The sequence below is a fragment of the Dyadobacter chenwenxiniae genome (assembly GCF_022869785.1).
In the GTDB taxonomy this organism is placed as follows: Bacteria; Bacteroidota; Bacteroidia; order Cytophagales; family Spirosomataceae; genus Dyadobacter; species Dyadobacter chenwenxiniae.
On the sequence record NZ_CP094997.1, the window covers coordinates 50,192 to 67,589 of the forward strand.

The following is a 17,398-nucleotide window of genomic DNA, read 5'->3' on the forward strand; positions in this document are numbered from 1 at the left end:
TTTTTGAAGGTTTTGGTACATAGTTTACATCAATTAGGAAAGAACCGTGCCGAATATGGACAATACCTTACCCAACTAATTGCAGCTCAATTGAAGTGACCTTTCAGTCTAAGCCACGGTGCGCGATTATGGCATTGAGAAACTGTTTTTAAAGCTGAATGCATATTGCGATGGACCGTTTTTTGCCAGATACTCTACTCGCTCCATTGCCTGCTCCATTGTGGGATATTCACCTGATGGTACCCACCACATGGCCATGTACACTTTTCCATAAACTGAAAACCATTCGCGCCTTCTTTTCAGAAAATCAGAATGGAAAGAGCGATAAGTGAATTGCTGCAAAGTGGATACGTCACGCCAGACCGAGATATTCGTAATAATAGTGGGATCCTGATAAGGATCGAGGTCAGTTGCATTATTATTATCTTCCTTCAAACGCCACACAAATCCTTCACTCATTTCGGCAAGTGCGTTGACAGCATCCAGATTGTCTACAAATTCCTTCATCATCGGGTCATTGATATTTACGCCCTTCATTTTAGCCACATTAATTTGTGCCAGTTGAAATTGTTTCATTCTTTGGTAGTAAAGTTGGTTCCCTGCATCATTATTTACTTCGCACAATACGAAGATTGAACCGGTAGTCAGGGCTATTGCTATTGTTGTAAAAGCTTATCTTATGGGTTTTACCGCCAGCGGTTTCCTGGATGCTGATTGTATTGCCTTCCCTTGTCCAGAATTCGGCTATATCTCCGCTCTGTGGAGGCTGATTTCGGAATCCATAACCTGCCGGCTGGGCATTAAACCTTGATGCATTCGTTCCGGGTATTGATCGCCAATTTTGTGTTGACAAAAGTTTTTTGATAGCCTCCTGGCTCATTGCACGATTGTCGGATAACAACCACTTTGATCCCTTCCGATTTTGTGGCGATTGAAAGAACTTGAACTTTATTTAGGAAAAAACGGGAGTATATGCGTTCCTGGATATCAGCAGATTTTTATCTCAAAGCATAGCTCAACCCTAGACTGGATGAGAAATTGGATTTAAGGTAAGGAGAGCCGATCTGCCAGCCTTTGGTTTTGCCGTTAAGCGCCAGGGCAAAGGCTATGTTCTTTGTGATCCGGTAGCGTGCGTCCAGTTGCAATGCTCCGCCGGTTTCTTTGGCATCATTGTAAAAGCTCTTTGGCTGGTTCCATATGCGCATGACCAGGTCAGTTTCCATGCGTCGGTTCAGTTTTCTGTTGTAAAGGCCCAGATCAAGCCCATAGCCTTCGGATTTGAGATTACTAAACTTGTGCACGCCTAAAAGAAAATTGGTATTGTGGTGTTGCACCGGAAGTGTTAGAGAAATGTCATTTCCAAAGTATGTAGGGGCATATTGCATGAAGAAGTTGAATGATGTATGCCTGCTGAGCGGAATCCGGTTAATGAAAAATATGGCAGGGTTTACAAAATTCAGCAGCGACAACTTCTTTTGCTTTAACAAATACTCTTGCGCTTCAACGGACAAATCGGAGTAGCCGATCCGGCGATTTACGCCTTCTCCATTAGGAAATTTGTCCCGGTCGGTGTAAGGTTTTTCGGGACTGAACATGTCATAAGCCCAGGCTGTTAAGTCCGCGCCTGCAAAATCCCGTTGTTTTGGATCCGGGTTTTCACTTTTTGCACCCCATACTTTCACGGAATCCGTTACCGAGCTGGATGAAAATTTGAAATAATCCCAAACATACCACGCATTATAAAGGATAAGCGCATTTTTAGGCAAGGTGCGTTTGTTGTAAAAATCCTGAACAGAAATCTTCCGGTTCATTAAGACCTCCGACTGGACACCGGCAATGTAAGCATAAAGAAGCTGGTTAGGATCTTTGCTTTTGAGTGTTGTAAGATCCTCATCACTAATACCATATACCGTCCCGTCCCACCGATGTGGAAACCAGTTGCCATTCTTTGAAGCAATATTTTTGACTCCAAGAACAGACCGGTGAAATTCTTCATGGGCCCATACGCCAAGCGGGATGGGCAATTCACTTCCATATTTAACAAAAGCAGCACTGAGTAAATACTTAAACCCACCATTCAGCAACTTCTTTCCAAATGTATAGTTTTTACTTTTTGGCTTAAAAAGCGTGTTTCCCAGCTTATCAATGCCCAGATATCCAAGCTCGTAAAAGTCAGCAGCGAATTCCAGAGCTTGGTTCATGGATGGATATCGGTAGGGAAGGTCCTTGTTCTGAGGGAGATCAATTACGGGAACCGAAAGGCGAAGCTGGTAGTGGGAAGAATCCTGTGCTGACGACCAGGAGACTGACCAGTAAAAAGCAATAAAAACGAAGGCAAATTTTTTCATGGCAATGGCTAAAATTGATAAATGTTTGCAGCCCGAATGTATGGCACGGGGCCGTTGCGGTGCAGACTAGATGCTGCCGCTGAGCAATGCAAAATTGATCACCTTACCTTGTTTGTGGAAATGGGAAGCTTGTGTATTGTATTTTTTCGTGGCTAAATACCTATAATTTTCAATTAGGTTGTATTGACTGGTATTTTGATTGGATGCTTGCTTTACTTCCAATCGTTCTTTTCCCCGACCTTAATTTAACATGGCAAAGCCCTAATTAGTGTTCTCGCCCATGTGCCTAAACCCTTGATCGCATGTTCAATTCGCTCGTTGAATGGGTTGCCAAAAGCATTTGACCTGGCGAAATACTATATAGATTAGAGTTTCTTTCAGTACTTCATGCCTGAGGTCAGATTTGAATCCGAAAAATCCGCTCTGCATTGCCATGCGCTACTTTTGCCCGCTCCTGCTCGGACAGTGGCGCAGATTCTATAAATGCGACGGCTGGGGCTGTGGGTTGAAAAGGATAATCAATGGCCCACATGATGGAGTCAATGCCAAGCTTGTCGATGCAGAAACGGAGGGCGAGGGGATCTTCAACCCCGCTGGTGGTTATTGAAAAATTACGTTTAAAATATTCGCTGGGTTTAAGCTGGTTACCCCGCCCGGCGCGCGCACCCGGCGCACCCATAAAATCCAGTCGCCAAAGCCAGAAGGGTAGGGCCTCGCCCATGTGACCCAGCACAATTTGTAATTTTGGAAAACGGTCAAGCACGCCGCTGAGCATTAAACGCAATGCATGCGTGCCCGCTTCAATGCCGTATCCCCATATCGCCCCTTCCAGCCGGTAATCCTGAAATGGCGCTGCCATACCGTCAGATGGAGCACGCGGATGAATGTAAAGCGGAGCGCCCAAAGCTTCGGCCGCTTCCAGGATCGGCCAGAATCGTTGTTCATCCAGATATCCATTACCTGTATGCGAATTGACAAGAAAGCCATTCAGTTTTAGCGAATTGATAGCGCGCTCCATTTCCTTGGCGGCTTGCTGCGGATCCTGAGGTGCAAAACAAGCCAGTCCTGCAAAACGTGTTGGATGGCGGCGAATGGCCTCACTTAACTGGTCATTGGAAAGGCGAGCAAGTGCAACTGCCTGATCCGCCTCGAACAGCTGCACACCGGGTAAGCTTAGGGAAAGCACGTGCATGTCTACGCCGGATGCATCCATATTGGCAAGTCGACCTTTATCCAAATCCAACAAGTTGGGGAGCAGTAACCGCGCGCCGGCATCGCGGTTCGATATCGGAGGCGGTGCCTTTGTTGGGTCTTGCGCAGTCGCGGCGGGACTGTCGAACACCGTAGTAAGCAGTTTGATATCCAGATTCGACCCGCCCTTTCGCACCAGGTCGCGGATTGCATTGGCAACCTCGGGTATCATAAAAGCTTCCTCGGTCGCAATTTTTCTAACCCGCTTCGGCGCAGTCGGCGGCCTGACATTGTTTCGCTGGTCCTGCACAGTTAATGCTTGCGAAGGCCAGGCTGCGACACCTGCAAATGCAGATAGCTGGGTTAGTGCAGTCCGGCGGTTAACCGGAATGTCGTCATTTGTAATGTTATCGAGGCGGTTAAACTTGCGTGTACACATGGCCTGTGAGATTTGCTTGGTTGTGAAAATTGATTCAATGGCCAAACATATACACGCCCTGCATTAAGTCTTGGCGCAAACAGACCGCAGTTCAGCAAGGATCAACCATGGTCGAATTTTGTAGATAAAAGGCATTATTTTGCTAGCGCGTGAAGGCGGACGTACTCGGTTGGGGTTTGACCAAACTGGTCGCGGAAGCATTTTGTAAAATAATTCGGGTTTGTAAATCCCACCATGAATGCAATTTCGCTGACATTGCCATGCTGCTGACTTAGCAAACTGGCCGCCCGTTTCAACCGGAATGACCGGATCAGCTCATTGGCTGATTGTCCCAGCAATGCCGTTAACTTGCGGTGCAGGTGCGTCTGGCTCACGCCGATTTCCTGACAAAATGTGCGCACATCAAAGTCAGCATTGGACAAGTTTTTTTCAAGCGAAGCAAAAACGCTTTGCAGGAATTTCTCGTCTATTGACGTAACCGTTACCTCCGCCGGCTGCACGACAAGTTGCTTACTGAATTTTTCCCTCAATTTCTTTCTGCCCTCCAAAAGATTTTTAACCCGCATTACGAGCTCCTGACGGTCAAATGGTTTGGTTAAATACTCATCGGCCCCGGTTTCCAACCCAGCCAGTTTGCTTGCTGTGCCGGTTTTGGCAGTCAATAAAACGACAGGAATATGACTGGTACGCTCGTCCGTTTTCAGGCGGCGGCAAAGTTCAACCCCATTGATCCCGGGCATCATAATGTCGCTGATAATTAAATCAGGAAAATGCGTCACAGCCAAATTATATCCATCATTGCCATTATCGGTTGCCAGCGTGCGGTACATTGAAGCGAAGCAATCCACTAAATAATTACGTAGGTCGATGTTGTCTTCAATGATTAGCAGCTGCGCTTTTTGTCCTGCTAGTTCAGGTTTTGTTTCTTGTGTCGGTAAGAATGCAAAATCAGTCAATGTGTGAAGAGCTTTTTGACCAAATCCTTGTTCCTGGTCAGCCATGGAAAGTGGCAGAGTTAATGTAAAAGTGGCTCCCTGTCGCTCTGCGCTGTCCACGCTTATCGTACCTCCATGAAGTTCTACGAGTTCCTTCACCAGTGCCAAACCGATTCCCGTGCCGTCGTAGCTGCGGGTTATGGAGCTGTCAGCCTGGAAAAAGCGGTCAAAAAGATATGGTAACTGGTGGCTGGGAATGCCAATTCCTGTATCCTGAATAATGATGCGTAAACCGAGTGTTTTAATCTGCACATCTTCCAAAAAAGCAGAAAACTGCACCTGGCCCCCGGCTGGCGTAAACTTTGCTGCGTTGCTCAGCAGGTTCGACAGGATCCTGGTAAGTTTGTCCGGATCTGCATTCACCCAAACCGGCTGCATAGGAACTGTGAACCGATAGGTTATCTGTCGACTCTCAAACAAAGCGATAAATGATCCGGCCAGTTCTTTTAAAAAACTGTTTAGATCAATAGCCTGAGGGCTAAGCGCCAGTTTGCCCGCTTCCAATTTAGATAGGTCAAGAAGTTGGTTGATCATTTCAAGCAACTGCCCGGCCTGGCGGTCGATAAGTGCATAATCTGCTATGGGCTCGCCTGTTTTCTTTGATTGTAATTTGTCAATGGTTCCTTTAATCAATGCGAGAGGCGTCCGGAACTCGTGGGACAGATTGGCAAAAAAATGGGATTTAAGTGTATCGATTTCCTGCAACTTTTCGGCAGTAAGCCGTTCAAATCTCAATTCGCTGCTAAGTCGTTCCCTTTTGATCAGCTGCTGCCGGGCCAGCCAGATTAGAGCAAGAGCAAGCGCTGCGTAGAGCGCATAAGCCCAGCGCGTTTCCCACCAGGGCGGGCGAATGATCACTTGCAGCGAGGTGCCGGTCTGGTTCCAGACACCATCGTTGTTGGAAGCTTTAACACGGAATGTATAAGACCCTGGTCGCAGGTCCGTGTACCGGGCAAAGCGACGGTTACCTGTATAAATCCACTCCTTATCCAGCCCCACTAACTGAAATGCGTACTGGTTTTTTTCAGGTGCATCATAATTGAGGGACACAAATTCGAAGGAAAGGAAGTTTTCATTATATGGAAGCTCCAACCCACCCGCCGGAATCGGCCGCCTTTTTTCCTGGGACCGTCAGGCCTGTCAGGTGCACCGGTGGAATGATAGTGTTCTGCTTTATTTGCATGGCGTCAAAGCCAACCGCACCATTGATTGTGCCAAAAAGTAATTTCCCCTGCCTGCTGTGCACACTCCCCAGATTGCATTCATTGTCGGGGAAGCCCGTCACGCACATCAAAATTTCTGAATTTGCGCTGAGAAGGATTGAACCGGCTGATGCCATGACCTGTACCCAGCCAAAGGTTTCCCAGGCTGTCGGGAGCAATGCTAACTACCTGGTTAGAAGGCAGCCCATCTTTCATGGTAAAGAACGAAAACTGTTCGGATCTCGGATCAAACCTGTTCAGTCCGCCGTGATTGGTGCCAATCCACAGCATGCCCTTTTCGTCCTCATAAAGTGCGCGGGTCCAGTTGTCGGTCAATGTGCCTGGCGAATGTGCTCGGCTGGCCTGATAATACGTAAACTTTCCGGTTGCCGGATCTAACTTGTTAAGCCCCTGAGCCGTGGCAATCCAGATATTTCCCGTTCGACTCACTAATATGTCGAGTATTAGAAAGTGGCTTAATGTACGGTTTGGGGGCAGCGTTGCTTCACTTTTTGGTTGCAATACATCACGGGTATAATATTTCCATTGTCCTGTCAACGGGTCCAGGCGACCAACTGCTCCTTTCAGACCAACCGATCCACCGATCCAAAGTTTGCCGTCCTTGTCTTCATCCATGCACATGGCAGGAACCTGCGTGGCGTAGCGGGTGAATGTGCCGCTTGCCCGATCGAGTCGGTGCAACGCTTCCTTGGTGCTGACCCACACCTGGCCGGCATGGTCTTCGAAAAGTGTTGAAACACCTTCACTTGACAAACTTTTAGAGTCTTTTGGGTTTGCCCTAATATGTTCCAGCTGTCCCGTTGCGGCCTCCCAGCGATAAAGCCCCTTTTGAAGGCTTCCCAGCCAAATTGCCCCGGTGTGATCTTGCAACACTGCCTGAAAATTATATTCTGACAACCTGATCGGAGTGGGCGGAAGGTAGGCGGGATATGTATGGAATGCTTTGGGTTTTGCCGGAAGTTGGTCAATCCCATTGTCAGTGCCAATCCAGACCATGCCAGTCCGGTCCCGGAAAACAGCCCGCACATCATTGCTGCTCAAACTTCCAGGCTGCTTAGGGTCGGATTGATGGGTAACCAGCTCATTTGTTTTAGGGTTGATCTGTTGCAGACCTTCGGGCGAAGATAGCCAAACCGTCCCGGCGCTGTCTTCAAAGATTCCACTTTCATAAATCGTTTGGTAGACCAGTCCCTTAGGATTATAAGCGATAGGCGTAAGCGTATCACCGGTAACTTTCACCCGAAAAAGCCCGTTGCCTTCTGTTCCTATCCAGAGTTCACCGGATCTGTCCAGCATAAATGCATAGGGGCTCACGGGCTTATCGGCCTGATATGGCAATGCAAATTGTCGCCCGCTGGCAGCTCTTCGCCATACATTCGGATTATGGGTAAGTTTAGGCAGCTGAATGTGGATGGGGGTAAAAACGCCAGTTGGCCTGTTAAACCAAAATAGCTTTCCCCTAGACTTGACTTCAACAAGCAGATTCCCGCGGGCATCCTGACCGATAATGTGGTTGACGCGTTCCATTGGATACTGTTTGAAACTTTTTGTTTCAGGATCAAATCGCAGCAGTCCTAACGGAGTGCCGAGCCATAAAATGCCCTGCTGGTCTTCGAATAGGTTGAAAATGACGTTCCAGTAATAGGAGAGTCCCGGAAGCTGATTGTATGCGGTTACTTTTCCGGTACGCTTGTCCACCTGGTGCAGCCCGCCACCCATCGTTGCCACCCAGATGCGGCCCTTCCGGTCTTCGTGAACATCGGTAACAATGGTATGTTGTAATGTGCTGTTACCGGCATTGGGGTCAAAATGGAAAGCGGTGAACTGATAGCCATCAAATTTATTAAGGCCGTCGGCCGTGCCAAACCACATAAAGCCTTGCTGATCCTGACAAATTGCGCTGATCAAGTTGTTAGAAAGCCCCTCCCGGGTAGACAGGTGCTCAAAGTGAAAGGGATGCTGCTGAGCCAAAATCCTGCCCGAGGATGACAACAGTAAAACTACGAACCATAAACGTTTTAATTTTTTCATGGGTAGCCAAAGTCTAATGCTTTTAACAATCTCGTAGTTATGAATAACCTGATTATCAATGTTCAACAAGGTAATTAATTTCCTGGAAGCCACAGGCATGGTTCTGATCCCAATCCATATTACTCATGATGCAACGCATTAAGCAAGAAGCAATTAGCCTTTGATTTTAATAATTTAGAAAAACGAAATATGCGTTTAATTTTAGGTAGTACAGATCCGCGAACCCGACTTTACGTTTCAGTGATTTATACATCAAGTGCAGTGATCTGGAAGAAGAAGTTGCAACCAACTGGTTTTTTCAGATCACTGAGCACTATAGTGGATATATCGCAATATCATCACAAGCATGTTTTCGTTACCTTAAAACCCATATCATTGATCAGACGCTGGTCTTGTCGTTGCTCTTTTTACTCAAAGAAAGCTCGTTCTGGAACCTAGGAGGCGAATCGGTTTGTATTCAGGTTTTCTGGGAGGGTTACCGTCTTGCTCTCAAAATGGAATAGTCAAGATTTTATTTTGCGCTCCGATATAGTATATTTCCCCCATGCAAATAACCAATGATATTATTTTTGAATACCTGAGCGAGGGAGTGGTTGTACTGGATATGTCTGGAAAAATCGTCTCCTGTAACCCTGCCGCCTGCGATATCACGGGCTACAGGGAAGGGGACCTGATGGGAAAGCCATTTCACGCATTAGGAAACGGGGAGGGGGATTTGTTCCAGTATCAATATGAGCGCGATCAGGCTTTACAGCATAAAAAATTGGTGGTTGAAAGCTGGAAGGTTCACCAGAATGGCACTCGTTTCTGGTGCGAAACCTCCTATGCTCCGATCTTTACCCAGGAAGAGCATACGGGCTTTTGCGTGGTGCTCCGAGATATTTCGGAACGAAAACAAATCCAGATCGAGCTGCTGGAAAGCGAAGAGCGCTACCGGCTGATGGTAGAAGCGGTCAAGGATTATTCAATCTTTATGTTAGACCCGCAGGGGCACATCATTACCTGGAGTGACGGCGGGGGACTGATCCAGGGATATGCCGAGAGCGAAGTATTGGGAAAACACTTTTCAATATTCTATACGGCCACCGACCTCATTGACAAGAAGCCGGATCGGGAACTTGAAATTGCCAGGCAAACGGGCGCATACCGTGAGGAAGGCTGGCGGGTTAAAAAAGGCGGCTCGCTGTTTTGGGCCAGCGTGGTGCTGACGGCCCTGTTTAATAATCAAAATAAGCTTATTGGGTACTCGAAAGTAACAATGGATCTGACCCGCCGCTTGCAAAATGAGGAAAGCCTGAGGCAAAGCGAGGCCCGCTATCGGTCATTGGTTGAACAGGTGGGCGATTATGGTATTTTCATGCTCGATACCAAAGGCAGGATATGCAGTTGGAATGAAGGGGCAAAGCGTATTAAAGGCTACACTGCCCAGGAGGTGATAGGCAAATATTTTTCAATTTTTTACCCCGAGGAAGACATTCTAAGCGGCAAGCCTGCCCGAGAGCTGCGTATTGCCCGGGCAACAGGCAAATACGAAGAGGAAGGCTGGCGTCTGAGAAAGGACGGCAGCCGCTTTTGGGCCAATATAGTCATTACTGCCGTCTACGACACAGAACGCTTGCTGACAGGCTTTTCAAAGGTCACCAGGGATCTGACCGAACGCAAATTAGCTGAGCAGGGTCTGCAGGAGCGATCCAATGAATATCGTCAGCTTGTGCAGGAATTGATGACGACCAACAACGCATTATCGGCTGTCAACCATGAGCTGGAAGAGTTCACAGCCATCGTTTCCCATGATTTGAAAGAGCCCGTCAGGTCTGTAAAAAGTTATTTATACCTGATCGAACAGCAAATCGCCCAGCAAAAATATGAGGCGATCGGTAGCAGCGTTTTAAAAAGCATCAAAGGCACACAGCGGATGCAGGACCTGATCGATAACCTTTTGCAGTATTCGCAGGTTAGCAAGACAGATTTAAAGCGGGAAAAGCTGGACCTGGATGATGTTGTAGCAGAGGCGCTGCTAAACCTGGACGATGCGATAAGAAAAAGCGGAGCTCAAATCAGTAAAGATATGACAACTCAGGGTTTGTTTGGTGACCGGGTACAACTCGCTCAAATGTTCCAAAACCTACTGGCAAACGCACTTAAATTCACGGATGGGAAAACGCCCGAAGTGTCGATCCGGTCATGGCCAGAAAGCGATGTGCTGCGTATCGTCGTTACGGATAACGGGATAGGGATCGCCGAGCAGCACCTTGAAAAGGTATTTGGCGTTTTCAAGAAGTTGCATTTTGCCAGCAAGTATCCAGGGACTGGTATGGGCCTGGCGATTTGCAAAAAAGTGGTTGAGCGCCATAATGGGAAAATATGGGCAGAATCATCGCCGGGACAAGGGACGAGCTTCCATATAATGATACCAACTAACGAGCCTACCAAAATATGAATAGAGTGAACATGATAAAGCTGGCCATTGTAGAAAATGATGAGGATGAGCGTTTCTTTATGGCAGAAGCATTCGGGGCTTGCGACGGTTTTGAAATCGTAGGAGAATTTGGGAATGGTGACCAGCTGATGGAATGGCTGGAAGATATGCCCCAGCAGCAACCGCAACTGATTGTAACGGACCTGAACATGCCGGGGAAAAACGGCTATGATATTATAGCTGAAATGCGCGTAACGCGGCCCCAGGTAAGGGTCATTGCCACTTCGACCTCCCATATGGCTGCCACCCGGGAAAAGTGCCTGCGCCTGGGGGCACGTGAATTCCTTATTAAACCTGATGTGTTTACAGATTATAACGCGTTTGTTACCCAGGTATATAACATGGTAGGTCCGGAGCTGATGCAAAACTAAGCAGAAAGAGGACAGGCCTTGGTTTTGCCGGGTGCCAGTATCCACCCTGATTAACCTTAAAGCGAGTCCTCCTTTGCTCATAGCGAGCCAGAACCGGTACTATTGATTCTGGGTCTCGTTTTTGCGTATTATGGAATAGATATCAGTTCTTCTGTCTTTTAAATTTCGAACACTTCCAAATTGATTCAATTCCCGCAGCATATCAATGTCCACGTCTGCAATCAGAATCATTTCCGTATTGGGTGTTGCTTCGGCTTTTATTCCGTTAGTAGGGAATGAAAAATCGCAGGGGGTAAAAACCATGGATTGGGCATATTGAATATCCATATTATGAACTTTCGGCAAGTTGCCGACGCTGCCGGCGATGGCCACATAACATTCATTTTCAATCGCCCTTGCCTGGGCGCAGTTCCTTACCCTTGAATAGCCATTTTGAGTGTCGGTCAGAAAGGGCACAAATAAAATGTTCATTCCTTCATCGGCCAGAATGCGGCTTAATTCAGGAAATTCTACATCATAGCAAATCAGGATGCCTATTTTTCCGCAGTCCGTATTGAATGTTTTCAGGGTGTCACCACCCTGCATGCCCCATACTTTTGCTTCATCGGGGGTTACATGTAATTTTTCGAACCGTTCGACTCCGCCATCCCTTTTGCATAAGTAGCCTACATTATAGAGACTGTTGTCAACGACCTCGGGCATGCTGCCGGTAATGATGTTAATATTGTAGGAGATAGCAAGCTCAGAGAAGCGGGTAACGATTTTTTCGGTAAATTCTGCGAGCTTTCTTATAGCGTCCGGTTCCGAAAGATGGTTATAATCCGACATCAACGGGGCATTGAAAAACTCGGGAAACAGTGCAAAATCACAACGGTAACCCGATACTGCATCCACAAAATATTCAACCTGCTGCATCAGCTCGTCGAAGTCACTGTACAACCTCATTTGCCATTGTATCAAGCCTAACCTGATAATGGTCTTTTTAAAGGCAGCCTGATCGGAGATTTTCTCATAATAAACATTATCCCATTCCAGCAGTACGGCATATTCGTTAGAATCCTTATCACCCTCCAGATAGCCTTGCAATATCCTGGCAGGGTGAAAATCGTTGGACAACTGAAAATTTAATACAGGATCGTGAATGTCCTTGTTGCGCACCTTTTCAATGTACTCCTTTGGGGACATGGAATGGGAATATTGATGAAAATTCGGGATCCGGCCACCAAATACAATCCCTTTCAGATTTAGTTTCTCACACAGCTCTTTCCTGTAATCATACAGACGCCGGCCTAACCGCAGCCCGCGAAACTTGGGGCGAATGAATACATCGATTCCATATAAAACATCGCCTTTGTCTGTGTGGGTATTGAAACTATAATTTCCCGTTATCGCCTTATAGGTATGTTTGGAGTCGATCTTTTCGTAGTCAACAATAATGGATAATGCACACCCGGCCAGCTCATTATCGACTCGTATGCCCACCTGCCCCTCATGAAAAATGTTGATCAGTGTCTTGATATGATGTTCTTTCCAATATGCATCGGGCATACTGGAATAGGTTTCAATCATCATCTCTTTGATCTCCTGGTAATCCTCCGGTTTTAGAAAAACCAGCTCTATATTCTCAATTGTCTTGTTGTCTTTGTTTGATTCCATGTTATTTTACTCCGGTTACCTGTCTTCAACAGGGTTTTTACGGGGTTGGTTTTGTTGTAGGCGGTTTATTTAAAATGATTTATTTATGGATTGCAATGTCCGGGCAAATATTGAATGTGTACTTACTTCGGCTTCTGCAAACCGGATTCGGTTAAAACTGCGAATAATAAAGAGAAGTAACAAGAGATAGCGTAATTCAATTCTTTTAACTGTATTAAGCAGGCCGGTCTGATCATTGCTTCTTTATATATCTTAACTGAAAAGCCTTATTCCTAGCCCGACTCTCTTGTGGTGATGCTGTTAGGCATGCTTTTTGATGGCCAGGCGCAGAATGTCGGCGTTTTCCGGCATAGTGAATTTTATCACCACTAAAACAATCTATATACAATGAAAATTGCATCAACCTTCATGGGACTGGCAACCATAGCAATGTTATGGGGCTGCGGGTCCAAAACGACCGAAACAACGGACACAACAGAGTTAGCCGACAGTACCAACGAGGCCAGCGCCGACAGCGCTGGCACAGACTCTGCATCTGCGCTTGCCGAAGATGACACAGAGTTTGCCGTAGCGGCAGCCAACGGCGGAATGGCCGAAGTTGCATTAAGTAAAATTGCAGGTGACAAAGCGACCGATCCGAAAGTAAAAGAATTTGCAAAACAAATGATAACAGATCATTCGAAAGCAAATGATGAGCTGAAAGCGCTTGCCGCCAGCAAAAATATCACCTTGCCTTCGGCACCCAATGAAGAAAAGCAAAAAGCAGCTGCTGATCTTGGGGCGAAGAGCGGAAGCGATTTTGACAAAGCGTACATATCACAGATGAAGAAAGATCACGAGCAAACTGTGAAGCTTTTTGAGGACGCGCAGAAAGAAGTGAAAGACGCAGAGCTAAAAGCTTTCATCGACAAAACCTTGCCGGTGATCAAAGCACATGCTGAACACGTAAAAACGCTTGATAAAACTAAATAAGCTTTCAGGGCTGGCGGTCACTATCCTGGCCGCCAGCTTGTTATGCATTTACTCATCAGCCTGGAACTGGCAGTCTTGACGCTCATGAGCTTGTTTGCCAGGCTGGAAAACCAGTATAATGTTGCCCACGCCTGAGTATCAAACGCGGGCTATACCTGTCAGATCGAGCATGAAATTGTGAAGATCTGTATTTTTTACAAATGGGCTGAGTTTCTCACTTCCTGGCCCGAACATAGCCAGTTCCACATAATCGGCGGAGTGGTCCATACCTGCCCAGCCAATTCCTGTATAGTGACTTTGGATTAAGGCTAATTCGCGGAAAACAGGTTTGTTGGCAATGTAGAGGCCGCTTTCGTTTTTTGCTCCAAACAATCCCAAAAGCTTTTCCGCTTCTGCTTTTTTGATCGCATAACCTTGCGCGAATTCGATGCGCTCGATGAGCTTTGACGTGGTAGGCATTTCACTAAGATCGCCCAGTATCCAGTTGTTGGTATGCCTGAATTTTTGCAGCAGATCAAATTGCTTATCGCCTCCAAATAGCCCGGGATTGGCGTTACCGTGGTCGGTTGTGATTATTACCAGGGTCTCCTTATCTTTTGTGGCAAAATCCAAGGCAACTTGTATGGCCTGATCGAACGCAATCTGGTCGTATAACAGACCGCCCGCATCGTTGGAATGCGCCGCCCAATCCACTTTTCCGCCTTCGATCTGAACGGCGAATCCTTTTTGGTTTTTGGACAAGAGATCAAGCGTTTTGCGGGTCATCTCTGCCAGAGTAGGGACTGTTTTTTGCAAGTCAGGATTCTCAAATGTATCCAGCGAGTAGGGGAGTGCACCTTCGCAGAATATGCCCATAATTGGTTTCTGGGCACTGTTGAGCCCTAACATTGCGTCACGGTTTCGGGCTACCACATAGCCTGCTTTCTCATAGGCTGTAAACAGATCCACTTTGTCCTTTCGTTTTTCGCCGAGAAAAAACTCAGCGCCGCCGCCCATCATCACATCGAATTTCAGGTCCAGGTATTGGGCAGCAATCTCGGATTCATCGCCGCGGGACTTGTTATTGATGCAAAAACCTGCCGGTGTCGCATGTGTAATGGTGACCGAAGTTACACAGCCCACCGATTTTCCGGCTTCTTTGAATTTCTGTAAAATGGGTTTGTTGAAGCTGCCATCCGCATTCACATTCAGGTTACCGTTTGGCACTTTTCGCCCGCCACCCCAGGCCGAACTCCCGGCTGCCGAGTCGGTTACCAGCGCGCTCGAAGAAGAAGTTTCCATGAATGCGCGGCGACCAGCTTGCTCGCTATATAACTTCATCCAGGCGCTTTCCTGTCCTTGCTTGCGTTTTAAAAGCAGGTCCGCCATATTTAATGTGCCGGTACTCATCCCGTCACTGACCATAAAAATGATGTTCTTGGCGCTCTGCTTGCCTTTGGCAAAGGCTTTAACATCATTTCGCCCGCCGAAGACCGACATATGCCCGGCAAGAAGCCCGGCAGAACCATTGGTAAAAAAGTCCCTTCTATTCATGTTTGCTCAATCCGCAATCAAACTGTTTTGACTGCCGACAAAACTACGGGAGCATGTTTTAACTGTATGTTAAGATGCGGGGGCGAACGTGAAGAATGTGTTAATGAATGTGTTTTCTGCCTTTACCATGCCGGCCCGCTCAGGTCCGCCTACTTAGACACGGCAGTCGCAGAAGAAATGTTAAAATGAGCGCGGGTTATGGTTTGATCTTAACTCGGGCTAACCCACGACATCCTTTTCTTCAATCACCACCGCGCGGTGCGCCAGACCCCAGTAATGCAATGCTTCAAGTACATTCTCCAGCGATCTGCCGTGCTCTGTAATTGCATATTCAACGGTCGGCGGAAAAGTGTCGTAAACGCTTCTGGTGATCAGCTTGTTGGCTTCCAGGTTTTTAAGCTCTTTTGATAATGTCTTATCTGTAATGCCAGGCACTTCCTTTGAAAGCTGCTTAAATCGCTTGCTTGAACCAGATAAGGAGAATAGAATCAGCAACTTCCAACGCCCTTCCAGGGCTTCTAGCGCATCTTTTATCGAAAGTGCCGTTTTGGGACAACCACCCTTGGTTAACATCTGGCTTTTTAGTTTGCTTCCAGTTACTTCCTAATCGGATAGCGCTATCCAATCAGGAAGCGCTATCGTATGGAAAGTAAAGATAGGTAGTTTTGCCCACGGATTTACAACAAAATAAGATGGAAAAGAAACAGATAAAATTCAGGAGAATCAACACACTGCTATGGTCGTTGCAGATCATTTTGGCAGCAACGTTTTTATCGGGCGGGTTTATTAAACTTTTTACACCGGCTGATCAGCTTTCCAGGATGTGGCCCTGGACTACGGGAAATCCTTTACTTGTAACAATTGCGGGCCTGGCCGACACGCTTGCCGGTATCGGCATACTGCTTCCGCGGATACTTCGCATATGGCCGGTCTTGACGTTATATACCAGCTACGGCATCATTTTGCTGATGGTCGTAGCCATTATTTTTCACGTGTCCAGAGGTGAAGTTTCGCAACTCGGGATCAATTTTGCAGTAACATTGATAACTGTAATGGTGATATTTCTCTGGAAATATTCAAGGAAAGACTACTGACCAAGATGGAAAAAAGGGAAGTCATTTCAAGGTCAGCAAATGGAGCTTATCTGTTTATCTCAGGGAATCAATAAGCTCAGCTGACATCCAGAAAATATCTCCATCTCGTGAAAAGAACAGATATTTCCCATCGCCGGTGACAAAAGGGCAAAATTCATATCCTTCCGTATTAATTGTCTTGCCCATGTTTCTAGCTTTTTCCCAATTCCCACTTTTACCTTTGAAACTAATATACAGATCACCTTTCCCTATGCCGCCCGGACGTTCGGAGCAAAAAATCATATACTGTTCATCAGGCGAAACAAAAACATCCGCCTCGTAATGCTCGCTGTTAACAGCATCTGTCACTTTAACGGAAGGACTAAATACGCCTTTGGAAAAACGGGATGAGCGGATGTCATAGTTCTTATCAGTTGTCTGGTCGGTGCCGCCGTTCGATGAAAAATACATTGTGCCCGTTTGTGTAAAGGACATATAATATTCATTTTTCACGGTATTAATGTACGGGCCGGCATTAACGGGGATTTGTGACCAACCGTCTTTTTCACGTTCTAAATACCAGATATCAAAGTCTTTCTTTTCACCCTTTCCATCTTTTGCCTGATCGGAAATAAAGAATAAACGCTTTTCATCAGATGAAAGGAAGGGATCATTATACTCGTATTTATCGCTACTAATGACTGTTTCAGGCGTTGTCCAGGTGTTGTCTACAAACCTGCTGTAGCGGATCTGAGGCTTATCATTGATGATGACGGCGTAATAGAATTCCTTGCCGTCTTTCGAAAACACGGACCCGTATTCATAGTGATCCTTCGAAGAGATCAAATTTGGGGCAAACACAGCGGGCGTTATACCGGGGAGTTTCTGGTTTAAATACATCGAGCTCTGCAAGGCAGTCTTTTGCGCAAGCAGTAAATTGGGCAAAATCAGTAATGCGATAAATAGGCTTCGTAAATGGCTCATAACACACAGGGGCTGGTATAGGTGATTGCAGTCTGACACGGAGATTGTTCTGTAATATTTAAAATTATGCCAGCAATCAAGTTGTTGTTTTATAAGTATTTAC

Annotated in this window: 13 protein-coding genes; 4 read left to right on the forward strand and 9 right to left on the reverse strand. The window is 46.6% G+C overall.

Translation table 11 applies throughout. The features are described 5' to 3' along the window. Positions 1–126: 126 nt before the first annotated feature. From MUK70_RS00210 to MUK70_RS00230, 5 genes are all read right to left on the reverse strand, one after another. The gene (locus MUK70_RS00210; protein ID WP_234656679.1) at positions 127–576 is read right to left on the reverse strand and encodes a DUF3291 domain-containing protein; all 450 of its coding nucleotides are present in this window, start codon (positions 574–576) and stop codon (positions 127–129) included. A 422-nt stretch (positions 577–998) separates the two neighbouring features. Beyond that, positions 999–2,348 carry a hypothetical protein gene (locus MUK70_RS00215; protein ID WP_234656680.1) on the reverse strand — a complete coding sequence of 450 codons (1,350 nt, stop codon included), beginning with the start codon at positions 2,346–2,348 and terminating at the stop codon, positions 999–1,001. Positions 2,349–2,745: 397 nt separating this feature from the next. Then, positions 2,746–3,978 (reverse strand): amidohydrolase family protein, encoded by a 1,233-nt coding sequence (locus tag MUK70_RS00220; protein WP_234656681.1) that lies wholly within the window; start codon positions 3,976–3,978, stop codon positions 2,746–2,748. Positions 3,979–4,112: 134 nt separating this feature from the next. Then, positions 4,113–6,023: an ATP-binding protein gene (locus MUK70_RS00225; protein ID WP_244784595.1), complete on the reverse strand. Its 1,911-nt coding sequence runs from the start codon at positions 6,021–6,023 to the stop codon at positions 4,113–4,115. 212 nt (positions 6,024–6,235) lie between these two features. After that, the gene (locus tag MUK70_RS00230) at positions 6,236–8,227 is read right to left on the reverse strand and encodes a ligand-binding sensor domain-containing protein (protein WP_244784597.1); all 1,992 of its coding nucleotides are present in this window, start codon (positions 8,225–8,227) and stop codon (positions 6,236–6,238) included. A 544-nt stretch (positions 8,228–8,771) separates the two neighbouring features. On the opposite strand from MUK70_RS00230, the gene MUK70_RS00235 reads away from it, so the two are divergent. Together MUK70_RS00235 and MUK70_RS00240 are read left to right on the forward strand one after the other, a co-directional pair. Next, entirely contained in the window at positions 8,772–10,667 is a 1,896-nt protein-coding gene (locus MUK70_RS00235) for a PAS domain-containing sensor histidine kinase (RefSeq protein WP_234656683.1), read from the forward strand. Beyond that, positions 10,664–11,077: a response regulator gene (locus MUK70_RS00240; protein WP_234656684.1), complete on the forward strand. Its 414-nt coding sequence runs from the start codon at positions 10,664–10,666 to the stop codon at positions 11,075–11,077. The genes MUK70_RS00235 and MUK70_RS00240 overlap by 4 nt, the downstream gene beginning before the upstream one ends. Positions 11,078–11,176: 99 nt before the next feature. On the opposite strand, the gene MUK70_RS00245 is transcribed toward MUK70_RS00240, so the two are convergent. Next, positions 11,177–12,733: a carbon-nitrogen hydrolase family protein gene (locus MUK70_RS00245; protein ID WP_234656685.1), complete on the reverse strand. Its 1,557-nt coding sequence runs from the start codon at positions 12,731–12,733 to the stop codon at positions 11,177–11,179. Between the two features lie 387 nt (positions 12,734–13,120). Here MUK70_RS00245 and MUK70_RS00250 point away from each other — a divergent pair, with 387 nt between their 5' ends. Beyond that, positions 13,121–13,705 carry a DUF4142 domain-containing protein gene (locus MUK70_RS00250; protein WP_234607173.1) on the forward strand — a complete coding sequence of 195 codons (585 nt, stop codon included), beginning with the start codon at positions 13,121–13,123 and terminating at the stop codon, positions 13,703–13,705. 138 nt (positions 13,706–13,843) lie between these two features. Here MUK70_RS00250 and MUK70_RS00255 read toward each other — a convergent pair whose 3' ends face one another. Together MUK70_RS00255 and MUK70_RS00260 are read right to left on the reverse strand one after the other, a co-directional pair. After that, positions 13,844–15,238 (reverse strand): alkaline phosphatase, encoded by a 1,395-nt coding sequence (locus MUK70_RS00255; RefSeq protein ID WP_234656686.1) that lies wholly within the window; start codon positions 15,236–15,238, stop codon positions 13,844–13,846. Between the two features lie 219 nt (positions 15,239–15,457). Further along, positions 15,458–15,811 (reverse strand): winged helix-turn-helix transcriptional regulator, encoded by a 354-nt coding sequence (locus MUK70_RS00260; RefSeq protein WP_234607175.1) that lies wholly within the window; start codon positions 15,809–15,811, stop codon positions 15,458–15,460. 119 nt (positions 15,812–15,930) lie between these two features. Here MUK70_RS00260 and MUK70_RS00265 point away from each other — a divergent pair, with 119 nt between their 5' ends. After that, positions 15,931–16,332, forward strand: coding sequence for a DoxX family protein (locus MUK70_RS00265; RefSeq protein WP_234656687.1), 402 nt, complete (start codon positions 15,931–15,933; stop codon positions 16,330–16,332). A 54-nt stretch (positions 16,333–16,386) separates the two neighbouring features. Here MUK70_RS00265 and MUK70_RS00270 read toward each other — a convergent pair whose 3' ends face one another. Then, positions 16,387–17,295, reverse strand: coding sequence for a TolB-like translocation protein (locus tag MUK70_RS00270; protein ID WP_234656688.1), 909 nt, complete (start codon positions 17,293–17,295; stop codon positions 16,387–16,389). Positions 17,296–17,398: the final 103 nt, after the last annotated feature.

Bases quoted from the DNA above. Each gene is read 5' to 3' on its own strand.
- MUK70_RS00210 (WP_234656679.1), bottom strand. From the start codon at position 576: ATGAAACAATTTCAACTGGCACAAATTAATGTGGCTAAAATGAAGGGC.
- MUK70_RS00215 (WP_234656680.1), bottom strand. From the start codon at position 2,348: ATGAAAAAATTTGCCTTCGTTTTTATTGCTTTTTACTGGTCAGTCTCC.
- MUK70_RS00220 (WP_234656681.1), bottom strand. From the start codon at position 3,978: ATGTGTACACGCAAGTTTAACCGCCTCGATAACATTACAAATGACGAC.
- MUK70_RS00230 (WP_244784597.1), bottom strand. From the start codon at position 8,227: ATGAAAAAATTAAAACGTTTATGGTTCGTAGTTTTACTGTTGTCATCC.
- MUK70_RS00235 (WP_234656683.1), top strand. From the start codon at position 8,772: ATGCAAATAACCAATGATATTATTTTTGAATACCTGAGCGAGGGAGTG.
- MUK70_RS00240 (WP_234656684.1), top strand. From the start codon at position 10,664: ATGAATAGAGTGAACATGATAAAGCTGGCCATTGTAGAAAATGATGAG.
- MUK70_RS00245 (WP_234656685.1), bottom strand. From the start codon at position 12,733: ATGGAATCAAACAAAGACAACAAGACAATTGAGAATATAGAGCTGGTT.
- MUK70_RS00250 (WP_234607173.1), top strand. From the start codon at position 13,121: ATGAAAATTGCATCAACCTTCATGGGACTGGCAACCATAGCAATGTTA.
- MUK70_RS00255 (WP_234656686.1), bottom strand. From the start codon at position 15,238: ATGAATAGAAGGGACTTTTTTACCAATGGTTCTGCCGGGCTTCTTGCC.
- MUK70_RS00260 (WP_234607175.1), bottom strand. From the start codon at position 15,811: ATGTTAACCAAGGGTGGTTGTCCCAAAACGGCACTTTCGATAAAAGAT.
- MUK70_RS00265 (WP_234656687.1), top strand. From the start codon at position 15,931: ATGGAAAAGAAACAGATAAAATTCAGGAGAATCAACACACTGCTATGG.
- MUK70_RS00270 (WP_234656688.1), bottom strand. From the start codon at position 17,295: ATGAGCCATTTACGAAGCCTATTTATCGCATTACTGATTTTGCCCAAT.